Genomic DNA, 22470 nt, shown 5'->3' on the forward strand with positions numbered 1-22470 from the left:
GTTCGACTTTATTTCAGGCAAAAAAAAGCCCCGCCAAACGGGCGGGGTTGAGGTACGAGCGTGGCGCTCGGAAAACAGCGGTCCGAAGGGCCCTCCGTGGGGAGGGCCGCCCGGTTGTTACAGCAAGATGGTACGGATGTCGCCCAGCAGGTCGCTCAGACGCTTGGTGAAGCGTGCAGCGGCGGCGCCGTTGATCACACGGTGATCGTAGGACAGCGACAGTGGCAGCATCAGTTTCGGCTGGAAGGCTTTACCGTCCCAGACGGGCTGGATGGTGGCTTTGGAGACTCCCAGGATCGCCACTTCCGGCGCGTTGACGATCGGCGTGAAGCCGGTACCGCCAATGTGGCCGAGGCTGGAAATGGTGAAGCAGGCACCCTGCATGTCGTCGGCGGTGAGCTTTTTGCTCCGGGCTTTTTCGGCCAGGGCAGCGGCTTCGCCAGCCAGTTGCAGCAGGCTCTTCTGGTCGACGTTGCGGATGACCGGTACCAGCAGGCCTTCCGGGGTGTCGACGGCAAACCCGATGTGCACGTATTTCTTGCGAATGACAGCCTTGCCGCTTGGGGCCAGCGAGCTGTTGAAGTCCGGCAATTCCTTGAGCAGGTGCGCACAGGCCTTGAGCAGCAGGGGCAGCACGGTCAGCTTGACGCCAGCCTTCTCGGCCACGGCTTTCTGCGCGACGCGGAAAGCTTCCAGTTCGGTGATGTCGGCCTGGTCGAACTGAGTCACGTGCGGAATGTTCAGCCAGCTGCGATGCAGACTCGACGCGCCGATTTGCATCAGGCGAGTCATTGCCACTTCTTCGGTTTCGCCGAAGCGGCTGAAATCCACTGCCGGGATCGGCGGGATGCCCGCACCACCCGTGGCGCCTTCGGCCGGAGCGTTCTTGGCCTTCTGCATCATGGCCTTGACGTAAGTCTGCACGTCTTCTTTCAGCACGCGGCCGTGTGGGCCGCTTGGGCTGACGGCGGACAGCTCGACACCAAATTCACGGGCCAGCTGACGCACCGCAGGGCCGGCATGCACCTTGGCACCGCTGGGTGCAGGTGTGGCGGCAGGAGCAGGAGCAGGAGCAGGAGCTGTCTCGGCCTTGGCGGCAGGCGCGGCAGCCGGAGCTGGAGCGGCTTCGGCCTTGGCGGCAGGCGCAGCAGCCTGGGCTGGGGCAGCAGGTGCCGCAGCACCGGCCACTTTCAGCTTCAGGATCAGGTCGCCGGTGCCCACTTCGTCTTCCAGCTTGATCTCGACGCTTTCCACCACGCCGGCGGCCGGCGACGGGATTTCCATGCTGGCTTTGTCGGATTCCAGGGTGATCAGCGACTGGTCGGCTTCGACGGTGTCGCCGACCTTGACCAGCACTTCGATGATCTTGGCCTTGCCCGAGGAGCCAATGTCCGGCACATGAATGTCCTGGACCGTGGCAGCGGCAGGCGCGGCGGCAGGGGCGGGAGCCGCCTCGGCAACCGGTGCGGCGGCAGGCTTTTCAGCCGCCGCCGGGGCAGCAGGAGCCGCCTCAGGCGCGGCAGCGGCGCCCTCGACTTCCAGCTCCAGCAGTTCGTCGCCTTCTTTCAGGCGATCGCCCAGCTTCACTTTCAGGCTTTTGACGATACCGGCCTTCGGCGCAGGCACTTCCATGCTGGCCTTGTCCGATTCAAGCGTCAGGATGCTCTGCTCGGCTTCGATACGGTCGCCGACCTTCACAAACAGTTCAATTACTTCACCTTCACCGCTGCCGATGTCAGGTACGCGAATGAGTTCGCTCACGGAAATTCTCCTCAGCAGTCCAGTGGGTTGCGTTTTTCCGGATCGATGCCGAACTTGACGATGGCCTCGGCCACCACCTTGGGTTCGATATCGCCACGGTCAGCCAGGGCTTCCAGGGCTGCCAACACAACGAACTTACGGTCGACTTCGAAGAAGTGACGCAGCTTCTTGCGGCTGTCGCTACGGCCGAAACCGTCGGTGCCCAGCACCTTGAATTCCTTGGAAGGAACCCACTGACGGATCTGCTCGGCGAACAGTTTCATGTAGTCGGTAGAGGCGATGACCGGACCTTTGCGGCCGTTCAGGCATTCTTCGACGTAGCTCAGTTTCGGCTTCTGGCCCGGGTGCAGACGGTTGCTGCGCTCCACGGCCAGGCCATCGCGACGCAGTTCGTTGAAGCTGGTAACGCTCCACACGTCAGCGCCGACGTTGAACTCTTCACGCAGGATCTTCGCAGCTTCACGCACTTCGCGCAGGATGGTGCCGGAGCCCATCAGCTGGACGTGGTGCGCCGCTTCGCGGGTGTCTTCTTCGAGCAGGTACATGCCCTTGATGATGCCTTCCTCGACGCCGGCCGGCATGGCTGGCTGCTGGTAGGATTCGTTCATCACGGTGATGTAGTAGAAGACGTCCTGTTGCTCTTCGGTCATCTTCTTCATGCCGTCCTGGATGATCACCGCCAGCTCGTAGCCGTAGGTTGGATCAAAGGTGCGGCAGTTCGGGATGGTGGCAGCCAGGATGTGGCTGTGACCGTCTTCGTGTTGCAGGCCTTCGCCGTTGAGCGTGGTCCGGCCGGCGGTACCGCCGATCAGGAAGCCACGGGTCCGGCTGTCGCCAGCGGCCCAGGCCAGGTCGCCGATACGCTGGAAACCGAACATCGAATAGAAGATGTAGAACGGCAGCATCGGCTGGTTATGGCTGGAGTACGAAGTACCGGCAGCGATGAAGGAGCTCATGGCGCCTGCTTCGTTGATGCCTTCTTCGAGGATCTGGCCCTTCTTGTCTTCCTTGTAGAACATCACCTGGTCTTTATCGACTGGCTCGTAGAGCTGGCCGACGGAGGAGTAGATGCCCAACTGACGGAACATGCCTTCCATACCGAAGGTACGGGCTTCGTCCGGGATGATTGGAACGATGCGCGGGCCGATTTCCTTGTCCTTGACCAATTGCGCGAGGATCCGCACGAAGGCCATGGTGGTGGAAATCTCACGGTCGCCCGAGCCGTCAAGGATGGCCTTGAGGGTATCGAGCGATGGGGTCGGCACGCTGAAGCTCTGGGCGCGGCGCTGGGGCACGAAACCACCCAGTGCCGTGCGACGTTCGCTCAGGTAGCGGGCTTCGGCGCTGTTGGGCTCCGGCTTGAAGAACGGCAGGTTTTCCAGTTCCTCGTCCTTGACCGGGATGTCGAAGCGGTCGCGGAACAACTTCAGGCTGTCGACGTCGACTTTCTTGGTGTTGTGCGCAGTGTTCTTCGCTTCGCCGGCACCGGTGCCATAACCCTTGATGGTCTTGGCCAGGATGACGGTCGGTTGTTCCTTGTGGTTGACCGCTTCGTGGTACGCCGCGTAGACCTTGTACGGGTCGTGGCCGCCACGGTTGAGCTTCCAGATCTCGTCGTCGGACAGATCGGCAACCATTGCCTTGAGTTCAGGGGTGTTGAAGAAGTGCTCACGGACGAACGCGCCGTCCTTGGCCTTATAGTTCTGGTATTCGCCGTCGATGACTTCGTCCATGCGGCGCTGCAGGATGCCGTCGACGTCCTTGGCCAGCAGTGGGTCCCAGAAACGGCCCCAGATGACTTTGGTCACATTCCACTGGGCGCCACGGAACACGCCTTCGAGTTCCTGGATGATCTTGCCGTTGCCGCGAACCGGGCCGTCGAGGCGCTGCAGGTTGCAGTTGATGACGAAGATCAGGTTGTCCAGCTTCTCGCGGCCAGCCAGGGAGATCGCGCCCAGGGATTCCGGCTCGTCGCACTCGCCGTCGCCCAGGAAGCACCAGACTTTCTGCTTGCCTTCGGGAATGAAGCCACGGGCTTCCAGGTACTTCATGAAACGCGCCTGGTAGATGGCCTGGATCGGGCCCAGACCCATGGATACCGTCGGGAACTGCCAGAAATCAGGCATCAGCCAAGGGTGCGGGTAGGACGACAGGCCCTGACCATCCACTTCCTGGCGGAAGTTGTTCATCTGCTCTTCGCTGATGCGGCCTTCCATGAATGCACGGGCGTAAACGCCTGGCGAGGTGTGGCCCTGGAAGTAGATCAGGTCGCCGCCGTGTTCGTCGGTCGGGGCCTGGAAGAAATAGTTGAAGCCGATGTCGTACAAGGTTGCGCTGGAGGCGAAGCTGGAGATGTGACCGCCCAGGTCAGAATCTTTCAGGTTCGTACGCATCACCATGGCCATCGCGTTCCAGCGTACCAGCGAGCGAATGCGGCGTTCCATGAACAGGTCGCCGGGCATGCGTGCTTCGTGGGTAACGGGGATTGTGTTGCGGTATGGCGTGGTGATGGCGTAAGGCAATTGCGAACCGCTGCGGGTTGCGAGTTCGCCCATACGGGTCATCAGATAGTGAGCACGGTCTTCGCCTTCTTTGTCGAGAACCGATTCCAGGGCGTCCAGCCATTCCTGGGTTTCGACGGGATCGAGGTCTTGCATGGCTTGCTCCAGGGCGGAAAGGCTACCAGAATCGGTTGCCTGAGTTTGCGACTGGCCTTGTGGGCAGACGGTATAAATTCTTGGATTGCCGAAGGTTGTTTCGGCGGCGTGTAGTTTTACTACAAATCGTCGGCCGTTTCAGCCTTTCGAATGTATAGACGAGTAGTAAAACTACACATGAGCGGCTTGTGGCCCCTCGTTTCGTTGTGAGAATAATCGTTACTGTTGGTCGTTAGCCAACTCGTACAGGTAAAAACTTGATGTCGGCTGCCAATAAAATCAGATTTTCAGCTATTTATCATCTTTGTTCGACAGTCGATCAGGTAGTGGCAGTTGAAAAAACACTACATCCAGCCTTTCCCCGCGCCGATCAAGGATAGACCATGAGCCTGCCCCCGCTTACCGAAGTTCCGGCAATTCTCCAGTCATTGGTCAGTCGTGCCGAGCAGTCGTTCCGTACGGCGGTCGCTTCCCTGGACGACGACCACGGGCTGTCCACCTGGGCGCCCGAACGCTGGAGCGAGTTCAACCGTGTCGCCGCCGCCAGTGATTTTTTTATCGAGCAGAGTGTTCGTGACCCCTCGATGTTGCTGGAACTGGTGCGCAGCGGCGAACTGGACCGCCACCTGGCTCCCGGCGAAATGTGCGCTCAGATTGGCGCAGCCGTCCAGGCCGCCGAGACCGAAGACGAACTGGGCCGCATCCTGCGTCGCCAGCGCAGCCGCCAACAGGTGCGGATCATCTGGCGCGACCTGACCCGCCAGGCCGACCTGGTCCAGACCTGTCGCGATCTCTCCGACATGGCCGATACCTGCATCGACCAGGCCTATCAATGGCTGTACCAGCGCCACAGTCAGCAATTCGGTACGCCTACCGGGCGGCGCAGTGGTGAACCGCAGCACATGGTTATCCTGGGCATGGGCAAGCTTGGCGCGGTGGAGCTGAACCTGTCGTCGGACATCGATCTGATTTTCGCCTACCCCGAGGGCGGCGAGACCGTTGGCGCCAAGCGGGCCCTGGATAACCAGGAGTTTTTCATTCGTGTGGGGCAGCGCCTGATCAAGGCCCTGGACCCGATGACCGTCGACGGTTTCGTATTCCGCGTCGACATGCGTCTGCGCCCCTATGGTTCGGCCGGAGCGCTGGTGCTGAGTTTCAACGCGCTGGAGCAGTATTACCAGGATCAGGGCCGTGACTGGGAACGCTACGCGATGATCAAGGCGCGGGTGGTGGCGGGTGACCAGGTGGCCGGCGCGCAACTGCTCGACATGCTGCGTCCGTTCGTTTATCGCCGTTACCTGGATTTTTCCGCCATCGAAGCGCTGCGCACCATGAAGCAGTTGATCCAGCAGGAAGTGCGGCGCAAGGGCATGGCCGACAACATCAAGCTGGGTTCGGGCGGCATCCGCGAGGTGGAGTTCATTGCCCAGGCGTTCCAGTTGATCCATGGCGGTCGTGACTTGAGTTTGCAGCAGCGCCCGTTGTTGAAAGTGCTGGCGACCCTGGAAGGCCAGGGTTATCTGCCGGCCAAGGTGGTCGATGAGCTGCGCCAGGGTTATGAATTCTTGCGTTACACCGAACACGCGATCCAGGCCATCGCCGACCGCCAGACCCAGATGCTGCCGGACACCCCGCAGGATCAGGCGCGCATTGCGTTCATGCTGGGTTTTGCCGACTGGGCGGCCTTCCATGAGCAATTGATGTACTGGCGCGGTCGCGTAGCCTGGCACTTCGGCCAGGTCATCGCCGATCCGGATGAAGAGCAGGACGGTGAAAGCGAAGTAACGGTGGGCGGCGAATGGTTGCCGCTGTGGGAAGACAGCCAGGATGAAGGGGCGGCGTGTCGTCAACTGGAGGAGGGCGGCTTCGCCGATGCACCCAAGGCGCTCAAAGCCCTGGCCGCCCTGCGCGGCAGTGCGCAATTGCGCGCCATGCAGCGTCTGGGGCGTGAGCGTCTGGATGCATTCATTCCACGCCTGTTGGCCCAGGCGGTGGAGCATGCCAATCCGGACCTGGTGCTTGAGCGCGTATTGCCGCTGGTGGAAGCCGTGGCGCGCCGATCGGCCTATCTGGTGCTGCTGACGGAAAATCCCGGTGCCCTGCGACGCCTGCTGACACTGTGCGCGGCGAGCCCGTGGATTGCCGAGCAGATCACCCGCTTTCCCCTGTTGCTCGATGAATTGCTCAACGAGGGGCGACTTTTCAAGCCCCCCCTGGCGCCGGAACTGGCGGCGGAGTTGCGTGAACGCCTGACACGCATCCCCGAGGATGATCTCGAGCAGCAGATGGAGGCCCTGCGGCATTTCAAGCTCGCGCACCGTTTGCGGGTGGCCGCCTCGGAAATCGCCGGCAGCCTGCCGTTGATGAAAGTCAGCGATTACCTGACCTGGCTCGCCGAAGCAATTCTTGAACAAGTGCTGGCCCTGGCCTGGCGCCAGACCGTGGCCAAGTATGGCGTGCCGCTGCGCACTGACGGCAGCCTGTGCGATCCGGGGTTCATCATTGTCGGTTATGGGAAAGTCGGCGGTCTGGAATTGGGGCATGGTTCCGACCTGGATCTGGTGTTCATCCACGATGGCGATCCGCAGGCGGAAACCGATGGCCCGAAACCCATCGACGGCGCGCAGTTTTTCACCCGGCTCGGCCAGCGAATCATCCATTTGCTGACGGCCCAGACCAACTCTGGACAGCTCTACGAAGTGGACATGCGCTTGCGGCCGTCCGGGGCGTCGGGGTTGCTGGTCAGCTCCCTCGGGGCTTTTGCACGCTATCAGGAGAACGAGGCCTGGACTTGGGAGCATCAGGCTTTGGTGCGGGCTCGGGTGCTGGTGGGCAGTCAGGACGTGGGTCAGGCGTTCGAGAAGGTTCGTGCCCAGGTGCTGGGGCGCAAGCGTGATTTGTCGACGCTGCGCCAGGAAGTCAGCGAGATGCGCGCCAAGATGCGCGATAACCTCGGCAGCAAGGTCACCGCTGCCGGAACCGCAGCGAATGCCTTCGAAGCCACCGCGCCGTTCGACCTCAAGCAGGATGCCGGAGGTATCGTCGACATTGAATTTATGGTGCAATACGCGGCCCTGGCGTGGTCCGAGGAGCACCCGTCGCTGCTGCGCTACACCGATAACATCCGCATTCTGGAAGGGTTGCAGGACGTCGGGCTGATGCCGGTCGAAGACGCTACCCTGCTGCGCGAGGCCTACAAAGCCTACCGCTCAGCCGCCCACCGCCAGGCTCTACAGAAAGACGCCGGGGTGATTACAGGCGACCAGTTTGTGGATGAGCGCAGGCAGGTGCTGCGAATCTGGCGAGAACTGGGGCTGAGCTGAAGATTTAAATGTGGGAGCGGGCTTGCTCGCGAAGGCGGAGTGTCAGGCGACATTGATGTTGGATGTGCCGGCCTCATCGCGAGCAGGCTCGCTCTCACAATGGATTTGTGGTGCTGCACCATACTTGAAGTAGATGAATTTCCCTGTGGGAGCGAGCCTGCTCGCGATAGCGGAGTGTCAGGCGACATTGATATTGGATGTGAGAGCCTCATCGCGAGCAGGCTCGCTCCCACAGTTGTAGAGTGACGGCAGCAGGCAACGTCCTAAGCCACAGTGATTGTCGAGGCGGGGAGGCGTAGGCCTCCCCGCATCGTTTTTGGAAGCCACATGAATATTCTGATCGTAGGGCCCAGTTGGGTCGGTGACATGGTGATGGCGCAGACACTGTTCCAGTGCCTCAAGCAGCGCCACCCACAGTGCGAAATCGACGTGTTGGCCCCCGAGTGGAGTCGGCCGATTCTTGAGCGCATGCCCCAGGTGCGCAAGGCCTTGAGCTTCCCGCTCGGCCACGGTGTGCTGGAGCTGGCGACCCGTCGACGCATCGGCAAGTCCCTGGCCGGTCAGTACGACCAGGCGATCCTGTTGCCCAATTCGTTGAAATCGGCACTGGTGCCGTTCTTCGCCAGTATCCCCAAACGTACCGGCTGGCGCGGCGAGTTCCGCTACGGCTTGCTCAATGACGTGCGCACGCTGGACAAAGAACGCTACCCGCTGATGATCGAGCGCTTCATGGCCCTGGCCTACGAGCCAGGTGCCGAGTTGCCCAAGCCGTATCCGCGCCCAAGTCTTGCGATCGACCCGGTGACCCGCGAAGCGGCGCTGGCCAAGTTCGGTCTGAGCCTGGACCGCCCGGTGCTGGCTCTCTGCCCAGGCGCCGAATTCGGTGAGTCCAAGCGCTGGCCGGCGGAGCATTACGCCCAGGTCGCCGAGACGAAGATTCGCGAAGGCTGGCAGGTCTGGTTGTTCGGTTCGAAAAACGATCATTCGGTGGGCGAGGACATCCGCTCGCGCCTGATCCCGGGTCTGCGGGAGGAGTCGGTGAATCTCAGCGGCGATACCTCCCTGGCCGAAGCCATCGACCTGTTGTCCTGCGCCGATTCGGTGGTGTCCAACGACTCCGGCCTGATGCACGTGGCCGCCGCCCTAAACCGGCCACTGGTGGCCGTGTACGGTTCTACTTCGCCGGGCTTTACGCCGCCGCTGGCCGAAAAAGTCGAGGTCGTACGCCTGGGCATCGAATGCAGCCCGTGCTTCGACCGCACCTGTCGCTTCGGTCATTACAACTGCCTGCGCCAGCTCATGCCGCCGTCGGTGAACGATGCCCTGGGGCGTTTGCAGGGCGCACCGGTGGAGGTTCAGTAACTTGCGGGTATTGCTGATCAAGACCTCTTCGCTGGGGGATGTGGTTCACACCCTGCCAGCGCTGACCGACGCGGCGCGGGCGATTCCCGGCATCAGGTTCGACTGGGTGGTGGAAGAAGGCTTTGCCGAAATTCCTACCTGGCATCCGGCGGTGGATACAGTCATTCCGGTGGCGATTCGTCGCTGGCGCAAGAACCTCTGGCAAACCATCAAAAGCGGCGAGTGGCGACGTTTCAAGCAAAGCGTGCGTGCCAAGAAGTACGATTTGGTGATCGACGCCCAAGGCCTGCTGAAAAGCGCCTGGCTGACCCGCTACGTCAAGGCCCCGGTGGCAGGCCTGGATAAAGAATCGGCCCGCGAACCCCTTGCAGCGCGCTTCTATTCCCGTCGCCTGGGCGTGGCTCGCGGTCAGCATGCGGTAGAGCGCGTGCGCCAGTTGTTTGCTGTGGCACTGGGTTATGACCTGCCCAAAACCATGGGCAGCTACGGCCTGAATGTCGATCGCCTGGTTGAATTGCCGCGCAGTTACCCTTACGTGGTGTTCCTGCACGGCACGACTTGGGAATCCAAGCACTGGCCTGAGCTCTACTGGCGTCAACTTGTTGAGCGCATGGGGCAGTTCGGCGTCGTGGTGAAGCTGCCATGGGGCAGCCCGCTGGAGAAAGCCCGGGCCGAGCGGATTGCCAATGGCCTGCGCAACGCCCTGGTATTGCCAAAGCTGAATCTGGGTGGGATGGGCAAGGTGTTGGCCGGCGCACAGGCCTGTGTGGCCGTGGACACCGGCCTTGGCCATCTGGCCGCGGCCCTGGATGTACCGACCATTTCACTGCTCGGCCCCACCAATCCGGTGCTGACCGGTGCCTATGGCAAGGGGCAGATTCACCTCGCCAGTGATTTCCCTTGCGCGCCCTGCATGCAGAAACAATGCACTTATCCGCCGACCGCCGAAGATGCCCGTCGGTTTGACCTGAAACGCGAGCAGCCTCTGTGCTTCACGCGTCTGAATCCCGAGCGTGTTGCCAGCCACTTGAGCACGTTATTGGCTGAGGAGCCGCGCTGATGCAATTGGCTTTTGTCCTTTATAAATACTTCCCTTTCGGCGGCCTGCAGCGTGACTTCATGCGCATCGCCCTGGAATGCCAGCGGCGTGGTCACCAGATCCGCGTCTACACGCTGATCTGGGAAGGTGACGTCCCGCCGGGCTTCGAAGTGCTGGTGGCGCCGGTCAAGGCGCTGTTCAACCACCGTCGCAATGAGAAACTCAGTGCGTGGATGGAAAATGACCTGGCCAAGCGTCCGGTCGACCGTTTGATCGGCTTCAACAAAATGCCCGGCCTGGACGTGTATTACGCCGCTGACGGCTGCTTTGAAGACAAGGCGCAGAACCTGCGCAATTCGCTGTACCGGCGTTGGGGGCGTTACCGCCACTTTTCCGAGTACGAGCGAGCGGTATTCGCCAAGGATGCCAAGACCGAAATACTGATGATTTCCGAAGTGCAACAGCCTTTGTTCATCAAGCACTACGACACGCCGCTGGAGCGCTTTCACCTGCTGCCACCGGGCATCGCCCAGGATCGTCGCCGGCCCGCCGACGCCGATGAGGTTCGCGCCGCGTTTCGTGCCGAATTCGACCTGGCCGATGATGACCTGCTGCTGGTGCAGATCGGTTCCGGGTTCAAGACCAAGGGCGTGGATCGCAGCCTCAAGGCCCTGGCCGCGCTACCTTCGCAGCTTAAAAAACGCACCCGCCTGTTTGTAATCGGCCAGGACGACCCCAAAGTATTCCAATTGCAGAGCGCCGCGTTGGGGCTTGGTGACAACGTACGCTTCCTCAAGGGCCGCAGCGACATTCCGCGTTTCCTGCTGGGCGCCGACCTGTTGATCCACCCGGCGTACAACGAGAACACCGGCACCGTACTGCTTGAAGCGCTGGTGGCCGGCTTGCCGGTGCTGGTCAGCGCGGTGTGTGGTTACGCCCATTACATCGCCGAGGCCGACAGTGGTCTGGTCCTGGACGAGCCGTTCGAACAGGCGCAGCTCACCGAGTACCTGGGGCGGATGTTGGGTGACGCCGACGCACGCGCGGCCTGGAGCCGCAACGGTCTGGCCTTCGCCGAGACGGCCGACCTCTACAGCATGCCGCAGCACGCGGCCGATGTGATATTGGCGGAGCACGCACAATGAAATTGATGCTGGCCGAACCGTTCAAGAGCCTTTGGGCCGGACGCGATGCGTTCGCCGAAGTCGAGGCGCTCAAGGGCGAGGTCTATCGCGAACTGGAAGCCCGGCGCACCTTGCGCACGGAGGTGGATGGTCGTGGCTTTTTCGTGAAAATCCACCGTGGCATCGGTTGGCGCGAGATCTTCAAGAACCTGCTGACCGCCAAGTTGCCGGTACTGGGTGCGGGACAGGAATGGAAAGCCATCCAGCGCTTGCAGCAGGTCGGTGTGCCGACCATGACCGCCGTCGCCTATGGCGAGAAAGGCAGCAACCCGGCCGACCAGCATTCGTTCATCGTCACCGAAGAACTGGCGCCGACCGTCAGTCTTGAAGATCTCAGCATGGACTGGGTCAAGCAGCCGCCACAGCCGAAGCTCAAGCGAGCCCTGATCGCCGAAGTGGCGCGCATGACCGGCATGATGCATCGGGCCGGGGTCAACCATCGCGACTGCTACATCTGCCACTTTCTGCTGCACACCGATAAGCCCGTGACCGCCACGGATTTCAAACTTTCTGTGATTGACCTGCACCGTGCGCAGATCCGCCCGGCCATCCCCCTTCGTTGGCGCAACAAGGACCTGGCGGCGCTGTACTTCTCTGCACTGGACATCGGTCTGACCCGGCGTGACAAGTTGCGCTTCCTCAAGGGCTATTTCCAGCAGCCGCTACGGCGGATCCTGGCCGAAGAAGCTTCGCTGCTGACCTGGCTCGAAGGCAAAGCCAACCGGCTTTATGCGCGCAAGCTGCGGTACGGGGGCGCGCTCTGATGTCGGGTTGGGTACTGGAGCCTTCCTACGCTGAGCTGGCAGAGGATTTCGGCAGTCTTGATGCAGTGTTCGCCCTAGAGGGCGAGCGTCTGACGCGGGACCCGCTGTCCGAGGTGATTCGGGTACAGCGCAGCGGCGTGAATTACTATGTCAAGCGCTACACCGGGGCCGGCAAGGGGCTGCGGCGATACTTGGGTAAGCCGCGGGTCAAGTCCGAATGGCAGAACCTCAAGCGCTTCGCCAAGTGGGGCATCCCCACTGCCGAAGTCGTGGCCTGGGGGCTGGAGCGACGTGGCGCAGCCTATGACCGTGGCGCGATGATCACGCGCGAGCTGCCGGGCACCGAAGACCTCTCGGCATTGGCAAGGCGTCACGATCCAAGGCTGGCCAATCGTGCCTGGGTCGACGGGGTGAGTCGGCAACTGGCCGGCTATACCCGAACCATGCACGAAAATCGTTTTACCCATAACGATCTGAAATGGCGCAACTTGCTGATCGACGAGCAGTCACGGCTGTTCTTTATCGATTGCCCCAACGGCGATTTCTGGCGCGGTTTCTGGCTCAACTATCGCATCACCAAAGACCTGGCGTGCCTGGACAAGGTGGCCAAGTATCATTTGTCAGCCACTCAGCGCCTGCGTTTTTACCTGCAGTATCGCCAGCGTAACCGGCTCGATGCGTGTGACAAGAAGCGCATCCGTCACGTGGTGAGATTTTTCGAGGGGCGTGAATGACTGATTTTCTGGCGACTGAAGACCAGTCATTGTTGCAACGCCACGGCCTGGATAGCTTCGAAGCCCTTTGGGACCTGCAATTGGATGCGGTGGATGAACCCAACACCGCGGGCGGCGGTTGGAGCAGTGTCTTCCGGCTGGAACTGGAAGGGCGGGGTTATTACCTCAAGCGCCAGAGTAATTACCTCACCAGGACGTGGTCCCACCCCTTCGGCGAGCCCAGCTTTTACCGGGAGTTTCGCAACATCAGGCGTTACCGCCAACTGGGGATTCCGGCCCTGCAAGCGGTGTTCTATGGTCAGCGCAACGTGGGCGGGGAGGTGCGGGCGATTCTGCTGACGCGTGCCCTGGACGGTTGGGATGACCTGGATTCATTGCTGCAACGCTGGTCCAGCCTGGCGGCGACGCAACGCGCCACCGTCCTGCAGGCTTGCGGGCAGTTGGCGCGACGCCTGCACGGCATGCGCCAGGTCCATGGTTGCTTCTACCCCAAGCACATTTTTTTGCAAGCCACCGCCAGTGGCTATCAGGCGCAGTTGATCGACCTCGAAAAGACCCGGCCGCTACTGTTCGGTCAGCGGGATCGAATCAAGGACCTGGAGCCCTTGCTGCGTCGCGCGCGAGCCTGGAGTGACGACGATGTGCGCCAGATGCTCTGCACCTACCTGGATCAACCGCTCAAGAGTGCACTGGTTGACCGCTGGATGACTCGTCTGACCGCCCGGCGCAGCCATAAGGAGGCTCGTTGATGCATTTATCCGAATTGAAGAACGCCGGCCGCAGCCCCAACCTGCCTTTGAGCCTGGAGCTGGCGGACGCCGCCGGCCCGGCGCAATTGCAGCTGCTTTCCCTGTTGCGTGTGTTGCCGGGACAGCGCTACGTCGGTGCTGGCGTCTGGCGCGGCCGTCCGGTGTTGGCCAAGTTGCTGGTCGGCAGCAAAGCGGGCAGGCACTTTCACCGCGAACGGCAAGGCGTGCGGCTGCTGGCCGAGCAGGGGCTGACTACGCCGCTGTTGCTGGCCGATGGCCTGAAAGAAGGCGAGGGTGGTTGGCTGCTGTTCGAATTGCTCGAGGGGGCCGAAAGCCTCGGGGACGCCTGGAAACAGGTCGAGGGCCTGCCATTGCTCGCCGACGAACAAACGGCGGTACTGGCCGAGGCGTTGGGAGCGATTGCGCAGCTGCACAGCAAAGGCCTGTGGCAGGAAGATCTGCACCTGGACAATCTGTTGCGTCACGGCGGCAAACTCTATTTGATTGACGGCGCCGGCATCCGCGCCGAAACCCCGGGCCAGCCATTGTCGCGCAACAAAGTGCTCGAAAACCTGGGGGTGTTTTTCGCCCAGTTGCCCAAATCCCTCGAGCCTTTCAACGAAGAGTTGTTGGTGCATTACCTGCTGGGCAACGCCGAGCACGCATTGCCCATGGAGGCGCTGCAAAAACAGATCGACAAGGTGTACGCCTGGCGCCTGAATGACTTTCTGGAAAAAGTCGGGCGTGAGTGCAGTCTGTTCAGCGTGCAGCGTGGTCCGTTCGGTTTGCGGGCGATTCGTCGTGATGAAGAGGCGGTCATGGCGCCGGTACTGGAGCAGGCCGATGCCTTGCTTGACCAAGGCCACTTATACAAGACCGGTGGGTCGGCGAGCGTGGGTAAAGTCGATGTGGACGGGCGCTCCGTGTTGATCAAGCGCTACAACATCAAAAACTTCGCCCACTGGCTCAAGCGCTTCTGGCGTCCGAGCCGCGCCTGGCATGCCTGGCGCGAAGGTCATCGCCTGACGTTCCTCGGTATCGCCACGCCCAAGCCGCTGGCGCTGCTGGAAAAGCGTTTTCTGTGGCTGCGTCGCGGCGCCTACCTGGTGACCGAGCACCTGTCGGGGCCTGACATCATCGAACGCCTGGCCCCTTACGTCGAAAACGGCGCCGCTCCCGAGCCTGAGTTGCTGGCGCTGGACCGGTTGTTCGCCGGCCTGATCCGCGAGCGTATCAGTCACGGCGATTTCAAGGGCCACAACCTGCTCTGGCAGGACGATCGCTGGGTGCTGATCGACCTGGACTCCATGTGCCAGCACCGCAGCCTCTCCAGCTTCACCCCCGCCTATGCCAGGGATCGTGCGCGGTTCATGCGCAACTGGCCGCAAGACAGTGCGTTGTATCAGGTGATTGATCAGCGGTTGCCCAAAAGTTTTTGAAGGGTGCCCCGATAGCTGCTTCGGCACGTCCCCTGTGTAGGAACTGCTGAAGGCTGCGATCTTTGTTTTACCCCTTGAGGTTCAAGGGAAAGATCAAAATCAAAAGATCGCAGCTTCGGCAGCTCCTACGAGGCTTGCCAACGCTTTTAAGCTATAATCCCGCCCTTTAGCTGCCCCGCGCCCCGGCGTGCGGCACATCTTTTTTCGAGGCGTTTGTCGCCTCGCATGCAGACATTAAGAGGCTAGACCCCTGTGGCATTGACGATTCTTGGCCTGTCCGGCGCCCTTAGCCATGATCCCTCCGCAGCGCTGTACATCGACGGCAAGCTGATCGCGGCGGCCGAGGAAGAGCGCTTCGTACGCGATAAACATGCAAAGAACCGCATGCCCTACGAGTCGGCGAAGTTCTGTCTGGAACAGGCCGGCATCAAGCCGTCCGACGTCGACGTGGTGGCAATCCCGTTCGCCCCGATCAGCCTGTTCGGCGAAGCGCGCTGGCATTACGCCAAGCGTTACTGGTACGCCCCGGATCGCGCCCTCGATGCGATCCTGATGGGCAACCGTCGCTACAAGCGCTATCGCCGCAAGATTGTCTGGTGCCTGGAGCAGCTGGGTTTTGATCCGAAAAAGATCAAGATCGAGCCGGTCGAGCACCATCTGGCCCACGCCTCCAGTGCGTACCACTGCTCGGGCTTCCAGGAGAAAACCGCGATCCTGGGCATCGACGGCAAGGGTGAATACGCCACGACCTTCTTCGGCTACGGCGAAAACGGCAAGATCCACAAGATCAAGGAATTCTTCGACCCGGACTCCCTCGGCGGCCTGTATGGCGCGATCACCGAGTTCCTGGGTTTCGAGATGCTCGACGGTGAGTTCAAGGTCATGGGCATGGCGCCTTACGGCGATGCCAGCAAGTACGACTTCTCGCGCCTGGCCTCGTTTGAAAACGGCGAACTGGTGATCAATACCGACTACGCCAACGTGATCGGCCTGCGTCGATATAAAGAGAAGGGCAAAGGCTTCTACTTCTCGCCGAAGCTGATCGAATGGCTCGGCCCGAAACGTGAAGGCGACATCGCCGACGAGCCGTACATCCACTACGCGGCCAGCATGCAGGCGCTGTTCGAGAAACTTGCGCTGCAGATGATCGACCACTATCTGGGCGACGTGCTCAAGGAAACCGGCAAGCTGGCGTTCGCCGGTGGCTGTGCGTTGAACGTCAAGCTGAATCAGAAAATCATCGCCCGTGACGACGTCAAGGAACTGTTCGTGCAACCGGCTTCCGGCGACGCCGGCACCGCCGTGGGGGCGGCAGCTTATGTGTCCCACGCCCGTGGCGTGCCGGTGGAGAAGATGGAACACGTCTACCTCGGCCCGGCCTACAGCAACGAAGACGTCATCGCCGCCTGCGCCCGCCATCCGAGCAAGCCTGCGTGGCGCAAGATCGACAACACCCCTGAGCGCATCGCCAAGATCATGGTCGACGGCAACCCGGTGGCCTGGTTCCAGGGGCGCATGGAGTTTGGCCCGCGTGCCTTGGGCGGTCGCTCGATCATCGGTTGCCCGAGCGCCAGCGGCGTGGCCGATCGCATCAACGAACAGATCAAGTTCCGCGAGCGCTGGAGGCCTTTCTGCCCGTCGATGCTCGACACGGTCGCACCGCAGATGATCAAGGTCGATCACCCCGCGCCGTTCATGACGTTCACCTTCGAAGTGGCTGAAGAGTGGAAAACCCGCGTGCCGGAAGTCGTCCACGAAGACGGCACATCCCGGGCCCAGGTACTCAAGCGTGAATACAACCCACGCTATTACGACATGATGAAGGCTCTGGAAGTACTGACCGGCAACGGCGTGTCCCTGAACACCTCACTCAACCGCCGTGGCGAACCGATGATCTGCTCGCCTACGGACGCTCTGAACATGTTCTTTGGCTCTGACCTGCAATACCTGATCATGGAGGATATTCTGGTGGTCAAAGAGGGGGTGGATGTTTATGACTGAAGTTTTGATCAGTGTCGTCATTCCTGCTTATAACTACGCCGATACCTTGCCTCGTGCGGTGAACTCGGTGGTGGGGCAACTGCGCGATGCTCAGGCGGAGTTGCTGGTGATCGATGATGGCTCCACTGATGCAACGCCACAAGTCCTGGAACAACTCCAAGTTGAGCATGCCGGTTGCTTTCGGGTTTTGCGCAAGCCCAACGGTGGTTTGTCCTCGGTACGTAATCGTGGGATCGAGGAGGCTCGTGGGCCATATCTGATTTTCCTTGATGCCGACGATGAGATGGCGCCTGGTGCTTTGGCTGCGTTGACTCGGCATATCTCCAGCAATCCCACCAGCCGCATGATTATCGGTGGTCACTGGTCGGTATTCGCTGATGGTCGTCGTGTCCTGCACGCCGTACAACCCTTGCCCGCCACCCCGCGTGAGCGCGTACGTGGTTATCTGTTGGACAAGACGGTATCGCTGTCCAACGGTGCCTGTGCAATGCATCGAGAAGTATTTGGGCCAGGCAACTACCCGGAGCATTTGCGCTGTGTCGAAGATATTCCGGTGTTTGCTCAGGTGCTTGCGGGTTTCCCATGCAGTGTGCTCGATGCGCCACTGGCGCTGATCCACAAGCATGACGACAGCATGCGTCATGACCTCAAGCAAGCCCTGGCGGCTGGCGTGGGGATGGTTGACGAGGTTTTTTCTCCGGCGCGTCAGCCGCAGTTGCAGGATCTGCGCCGGGCTTTCCTTGCTCAACGCTGCCTGTCGCTGTTCCGCGCTTGCTACAGCGCTGGTGATTATGTCAACGCCAAGGCTTTTTATATTCAAGCCGTGCGTACTGATGTTCGCTCGCTCACGCGCTGGACTTATACGCGCAAGGCTATTCGGTCGCTTTTCAAGTGAGCTCGCCTTTCACCGGTGAAAGTGTGATCCAGGGCCAAGAGAGCTGGGCACAGAAAGCGCGTGAGCTGGACCGGTATCGCTGGAAACTGCTGCGCCAGCGGCATGGTCGCTTCGCCAGCTTGCTACGGTTGGTTCGTGATGCGCTGGTGGAGTTCGTGATCGGCATTCGCGCAAGGGTTTGTTTGAGCGATTCGGTTGTCGCCATGCCCTGTGAGGTGTTGTTGCTGCATTCGGCGCCGAAATCCATGGCGTTGCAGCGCAAGAATATTCTGATCGAGGCTCTGCGTAGCCGGGGGCTTCTTCTGGCGGAGGCAGCGTTACGCTCACCGTCGGATGCCTGTGCCCGACGCATGCTCATGGCGCCGCCGCAGTCTGTACCGTTACGTTATTTGGCATACGCTGCCCATGCCCAGTGGCTGGTGATGACGTATTCACCCAAGTTACTGATCAATGAACGCAATGGTAGTCTTCATGCTCCGTTCTTGCGTTTGGCGCTTGCTGCGCGTGGGGCTCGACTGCTACAACTGGCTCATGCCACAACCTTGGAATCTTCAGGGCGACTGGGGATGAACGACTACGACTATTATGGTGTTTTTGGTCGTAGCTCGCTGGTTGCATTGCAAGAGCGAAGATTGCGGTTCGGTGAGTCGACGGTGGTGTTGGTCGGTTCTTACCTTGCTGACGAAACTTATGATCTGCCGGGCGCTGATCCGGCTCTTAAAACGTTATTGATTCTGGGGGTTGGTCCTGACCGAGAAAAAGAATCGGGTTATCAGGACACCTATCGGTTACTGCGTGATTGGGCCGGACAAAATCCGGACTATCGTTTGCTGTTCAAGCGTCACCCTCGCAGCAAGGCGCGATTCTGGGGCGATGCCGCTGCGCAGTTTACCAATATCGAGTTGCTGGATAGCCAGTGTTCGCTGGCTCAGGCTTTGGCGCAGGCCAGTGTCGTCATTAACATCATGTCCAACGCTGGCATTGAGGCGGGTCTGGCGGGCCGACCAGTGATTCACGTGAATGCCGGCAGCGATGTGGATATTTTCTCTCATTCGTTATTTTTCGGGCCTCAAGTGAGCGATGGGCAGGGGCTTTCCCGGCAACTGAAAGCGCTTGAGCAGGATTACCAAGCGCATTCGGCCCAAGCCCGGCGCTTTGCCGATTATCATTTGGTACACGGTTCCCAAGGACTGCTGAAGACCACCCAGCTGGTTGATGACCTGCTTCGCGGCTCCGATCCTGCGTGCAACTTCGAAACCTTCAAGTTAGCCGCCGCTGGCTGACGTCGGCGGCTGGGGGCTCAGGGGTTGAGCACCTGGTTCAGTTCACGCTCGCTGCAGACGTGTTGATTGTTCAGGTAGTGCTCAAGAAATTGGTTGTCCTTGAGCAGCCATTCGCGGTCTTGGCGATAGCGCAATATATGTTTGAAGTTGCGTAGGCGTAGGCCTTTGCGCAAAGGCTTGCATTGAGAGCGCAGGTCTGCGACATCGATCAGTCCAAGCGTGTTGTGGGGCGTCAATACCACGTTGCCCAGATGTGCGGAGCGAAAGTAGATGCCGGTTTCATGTAGGCCGGCAATGAATTCGCCCAGCCGTGCGCGAAGATCATCATTCCCCTCGACGCCGAGTAACTGACGCAGGGTTCGCCCAGGCAATGGGTCGTAATGCACTGCATCGCGCTCGATACTGGGGATGCGATAAATCCGGCGAATTCTCGGACACTCGATTTTTCGTTCCTGCAGTGCTCTGCAGTTGTCGGCGAAGCGCTTGGCGTAGGGTGCCCAGAGGGCAGAGGTCAGCAGGCGTTTACGGCGAAATAGCTTGAGTATCGATCCATCGGCAAGACGCAGAACTTTGTCCCCTTTGCCGTCGGCTTCGAGAACGTCAGCGTCTTCGCGCATGTTGAGGTAAGAAATGTGATCGAGCGTTTGCATCAAGGCTCCAAGGCATGCCCGTGGTGGGCAGCCGGGTATGTTACCGCAGTGTGCATGCTGCAAAAAACCGCTGTGGTATAGTCGTGCCAATTTTCAGGAGGTGCATGCCCCTGTTTGCGCGGGCTGCCCGGGCATTGCCACCGACTAGTTATCTTTTGATTCATGTTGGCAGTCTCCTATGCGCGGGCCGTTGAATAGCGGGATGTTAATGTCTGCGGACTGGTCGCACGGCGGTTATGAAACACTTTGGTAGGTGAATGCGGCCTACTTTCTGGACACCCTATGACGAAAATGCTGTTCATTTCCCTGGCCAAGCATCAGGGGCTTTATTTCAATCGATTGCTTAATGAGACCGAGCTACAAGGTACAGTCGTTACTCCTTCAGAGATGCCCTGGCCGAGATCCTTACGAGTATCCAGGGTGCTTTCGCGAATCGACAGCCCAAATCTGATCGAAAGAAAATGCGAGGAACGGCGCGTCAAGAATAAGAGCACCGGTCGCTTGTATCGCTTATTGTTACGTCTGGAACTCCTCTGGGTTGCGTTGCGTGTCCAGGCCCTGCTCGACCGCGAGCGTCCCGATGTGCTGGTATTCTGGAATGGGGGACATCGATACTGCCAACTGTTAATGGCGTTGGCTGCGCCTGGGTGTAAGACGTTCTTCTTCGAGAATGGCTTGTTACCCGACACCACGACCGTTGACCCCCAGGGTGTGAATTTCCTGAACGCCGTTCCGCGTGAGGTCGATTTTTATCTCAATTATCCTTATCCCGTGCCTGACCATCAGGCGGCGCCTGTCCTGATTCCTCGTAAGCCCCGTGCCAGCGGTCCTCCCCCAATAGTATTACCTGAGCAATTCGTCTTTATTCCGTTTCAGGATGACCGCGATAGTCAGGTTCGGTTGTTTTCTCCTTGGGTTCGGAACATGCGGGAGATGTTTGCCCTGGGTGAGCGCCTGGCCGACGAGACCGGTTTGACAGTGGTCTTCAAAGAACATCCATCCAGCCGCCAGCACTATCCAGATTTGCATGAACGCACTCACGCTCGTCTGTTGTTCGCCAATGGCAACTCCACCCAGCAATTGATCGAGGCCAGTCAGTTTGTGGTCACGCTGAACTCAACGGTGGGCCTTGAGGCTTTGCTTTTGGGTAAGCCGGTGCTGACCTTGGGCCAGGCGTTCTTCAATATCGAGGGGTTGGTGATGCACGCCGATAATGCCGAGCAGCTAATGGGGCTGGCGCGCGCGTTTGCGCAATGGCCGCTCAACGATCAGTTGAGACGCAACTTCCTTCACTACCTCTCTGAACACTATTGCATCAAGGGCGGCTGGAAAAATGCCGACAACGCCCAGTTGCAGCGGGTCGCTAACAGAATGCTGGGGAAAACCGAGTGCTAGCAGCAGTGAGAAGGCTCATCGACAAAGATGTACTGACGTTGTGGGCATCGACCGGATTTCTGATACTGCTGTGTGGGGCATGGGTACTACCGAGTAACAAGCTTTATCACCAGAGTTTGATTTTCCTATTGTGGCTACCCGCCTTGTTGGCGCTGTTTCGTCGGGATTTTCGCTCATTGCTCAGGCAGCCTGAATGTCTGCTCTTCATCCTATTTGTGGCCTGGACCCTACTGGTATTGGCGCTGCAGGGGGGGGATGACGTCTTCGGCAAGAGCAAGGTGACACTTTACGCTGCGCTAACTCTGCTGGGCGTATTATTGGCTGCACAGAACAGTAAGTGGCGGTTCGAGTCCATGCTGCTGTACGCATCGATTGTCGGAGGTTTTTTTGCAGCGGCTTCGTGGGTCTACTTCTATCAACTGTCCGTCAAGCCATTCAACGCTCGGGTGATTGCCATAGGCTTGTGGGACGCTGCGATCATGGCTGCGCATGCAGTGGGGGCTTTGGCGATTATTGGCGCCTTCACGTTTCAGACCAAACGGTTCAGCCCCCGCGTAATGGTGTTGTTGCTGATTCCGGCCCTGGGGTATGCCCTGTTCCTTGGCTTCAGTCAGACGCGCGGTGTGTGGATCGGTTTGTTGGTGTGTCTACTTGTAATGGGGGCGGCGCGACCGTCACGCTTGTGGGCCGCCTTGATCTTTCTGGTAATCCTGGGCGTGGCATCTGTTGCTCTGTACAAGCCACAGATCCTTCTCCAGCGTGGTGTTTCCTTTCGTCCGGAGCTATGGAGCGGCGGCGTTCAATTGCTACTGGAACACTGGGCGTTGGGGCTAGGATTCCATGAATATCTCATCCCGATCCCTGAAATCGGACGTTCATTCAAGCACCCCCATAACCTCTTCCTGGATATCGGCGTGCGCCTCGGTGTTCCTGGTCTGCTGTTATTCGGATGGCTGTGGCTGGCGGTTGGTTGGCGTGGTTGGATTTCGCGAGCGCAACCGCTGGGGCAAATGTTGCTGGCGCTGTGGGTTTTTTCCGGGGCATCGTTACTGACGGATGGCATTGGTCTTTGGCTCAAACCCAACGCGGACTGGTTGATCACATGGCTGCCGATCGCCGTGAGTATCGTATTGGCTGCTCGTGGGAAAACGGCAACTACAGACGCCAAGCAAAGCGCTTCCGTTTCTTGATGCCTGCGGCGCTGATGCGAACACTGTCTCTGCGCTTTTGGCGG

General features: G+C 60.0%; 16 protein-coding genes. 13 read left to right on the forward strand and 3 right to left on the reverse strand.

What is annotated here, in order from left to right; translation table 11 throughout:
• Window positions 1–117: 117 nt before the first annotated feature.
• Together aceF and aceE are read right to left on the reverse strand one after the other, a co-directional pair.
• Window positions 118–1761: a dihydrolipoyllysine-residue acetyltransferase gene (aceF, locus tag QOM08_RS02285; RefSeq protein ID WP_188252195.1), complete on the reverse strand. Its 1644-nt coding sequence runs from the start codon at window positions 1759–1761 to the stop codon at window positions 118–120.
• 11 nt (window positions 1762–1772) lie between these two features.
• A complete protein-coding gene (aceE, locus tag QOM08_RS02290) occupies window positions 1773–4418 on the reverse strand; it encodes a pyruvate dehydrogenase (acetyl-transferring), homodimeric type (RefSeq protein WP_047225912.1) in 2646 nt (881 codons plus the stop codon).
• A 383-nt stretch (window positions 4419–4801) separates the two neighbouring features.
• On the opposite strand from aceE, the gene glnE reads away from it, so the two are divergent.
• From glnE to QOM08_RS02345, 11 genes are all read left to right on the forward strand, one after another.
• Window positions 4802–7741 carry a bifunctional [glutamate--ammonia ligase]-adenylyl-L-tyrosine phosphorylase/[glutamate--ammonia-ligase] adenylyltransferase gene (gene glnE / locus QOM08_RS02295; protein ID WP_316912508.1) on the forward strand — a complete coding sequence of 980 codons (2940 nt, stop codon included), beginning with the start codon at window positions 4802–4804 and terminating at the stop codon, window positions 7739–7741.
• Between the two features lie 327 nt (window positions 7742–8068).
• Window positions 8069–9103, forward strand: coding sequence for a lipopolysaccharide heptosyltransferase II (gene waaF / locus QOM08_RS02300; protein ID WP_107321432.1), 1035 nt, complete (start codon window positions 8069–8071; stop codon window positions 9101–9103).
• Between the two features lies 1 nt (window position 9104).
• On the forward strand, window positions 9105–10163 hold the full coding sequence (waaC, locus tag QOM08_RS02305; protein WP_047225909.1) for a lipopolysaccharide heptosyltransferase I: 1059 nt from the start codon (window positions 9105–9107) through the stop codon (window positions 10161–10163).
• A complete protein-coding gene (locus QOM08_RS02310) occupies window positions 10163–11287 on the forward strand; it encodes a glycosyltransferase family 4 protein (RefSeq protein ID WP_139048600.1) in 1125 nt (374 codons plus the stop codon). Before waaC ends, QOM08_RS02310 begins: the two co-directional genes overlap by 1 nt.
• On the forward strand, window positions 11284–12090 hold the full coding sequence (gene rfaP, locus QOM08_RS02315) for a lipopolysaccharide core heptose(I) kinase RfaP (RefSeq protein ID WP_047225907.1): 807 nt from the start codon (window positions 11284–11286) through the stop codon (window positions 12088–12090). The genes QOM08_RS02310 and rfaP overlap by 4 nt, the downstream gene beginning before the upstream one ends.
• Window positions 12090–12824 carry a lipopolysaccharide kinase InaA family protein gene (locus QOM08_RS02320; protein ID WP_076382932.1) on the forward strand — a complete coding sequence of 245 codons (735 nt, stop codon included), beginning with the start codon at window positions 12090–12092 and terminating at the stop codon, window positions 12822–12824. Before rfaP ends, QOM08_RS02320 begins: the two co-directional genes overlap by 1 nt.
• On the forward strand, window positions 12821–13573 hold the full coding sequence (locus tag QOM08_RS02325) for a lipopolysaccharide kinase InaA family protein (protein WP_139048599.1): 753 nt from the start codon (window positions 12821–12823) through the stop codon (window positions 13571–13573). The genes QOM08_RS02320 and QOM08_RS02325 overlap by 4 nt, the downstream gene beginning before the upstream one ends.
• Entirely contained in the window at window positions 13573–15012 is a 1440-nt protein-coding gene (locus QOM08_RS02330; protein WP_139048598.1) for a lipopolysaccharide kinase InaA family protein, read from the forward strand. Before QOM08_RS02325 ends, QOM08_RS02330 begins: the two co-directional genes overlap by 1 nt.
• Before the next feature lie 252 nt (window positions 15013–15264).
• A complete protein-coding gene (locus QOM08_RS02335; RefSeq protein ID WP_139048597.1) occupies window positions 15265–17013 on the forward strand; it encodes a carbamoyltransferase in 1749 nt (582 codons plus the stop codon).
• Window positions 17006–17908: a glycosyltransferase family 2 protein gene (locus QOM08_RS02340; protein WP_188252199.1), complete on the forward strand. Its 903-nt coding sequence runs from the start codon at window positions 17006–17008 to the stop codon at window positions 17906–17908. The genes QOM08_RS02335 and QOM08_RS02340 overlap by 8 nt, the downstream gene beginning before the upstream one ends.
• Window positions 17905–19191, forward strand: a complete 1287-nt coding sequence (locus QOM08_RS02345) for a capsule biosynthesis protein (RefSeq protein WP_139048595.1) — start codon at window positions 17905–17907, stop codon at window positions 19189–19191. The genes QOM08_RS02340 and QOM08_RS02345 overlap by 4 nt, the downstream gene beginning before the upstream one ends.
• Window positions 19192–19208: 17 nt before the next feature.
• On the opposite strand, the gene QOM08_RS02350 is transcribed toward QOM08_RS02345, so the two are convergent.
• Window positions 19209–19841 carry a toluene tolerance protein gene (locus QOM08_RS02350; RefSeq protein WP_316912509.1) on the reverse strand — a complete coding sequence of 211 codons (633 nt, stop codon included), beginning with the start codon at window positions 19839–19841 and terminating at the stop codon, window positions 19209–19211.
• A gap of 282 nt (window positions 19842–20123) precedes the next feature.
• Here QOM08_RS02350 and QOM08_RS02355 point away from each other — a divergent pair, with 282 nt between their 5' ends.
• On the forward strand, window positions 20124–21236 hold the full coding sequence (locus QOM08_RS02355; protein WP_139048593.1) for a capsular biosynthesis protein: 1113 nt from the start codon (window positions 20124–20126) through the stop codon (window positions 21234–21236).
• The gene (locus QOM08_RS02360; RefSeq protein WP_316912510.1) at window positions 21230–22426 is read left to right on the forward strand and encodes an O-antigen ligase family protein; all 1197 of its coding nucleotides are present in this window, start codon (window positions 21230–21232) and stop codon (window positions 22424–22426) included. The genes QOM08_RS02355 and QOM08_RS02360 overlap by 7 nt, the downstream gene beginning before the upstream one ends.
• Window positions 22427–22470: the final 44 nt, after the last annotated feature.

This window comes from Pseudomonas sp. P105 (genome assembly GCF_032614175.1).
Lineage (GTDB): Bacteria > Pseudomonadota > Gammaproteobacteria > Pseudomonadales > Pseudomonadaceae > Aquipseudomonas > Aquipseudomonas rhizophila.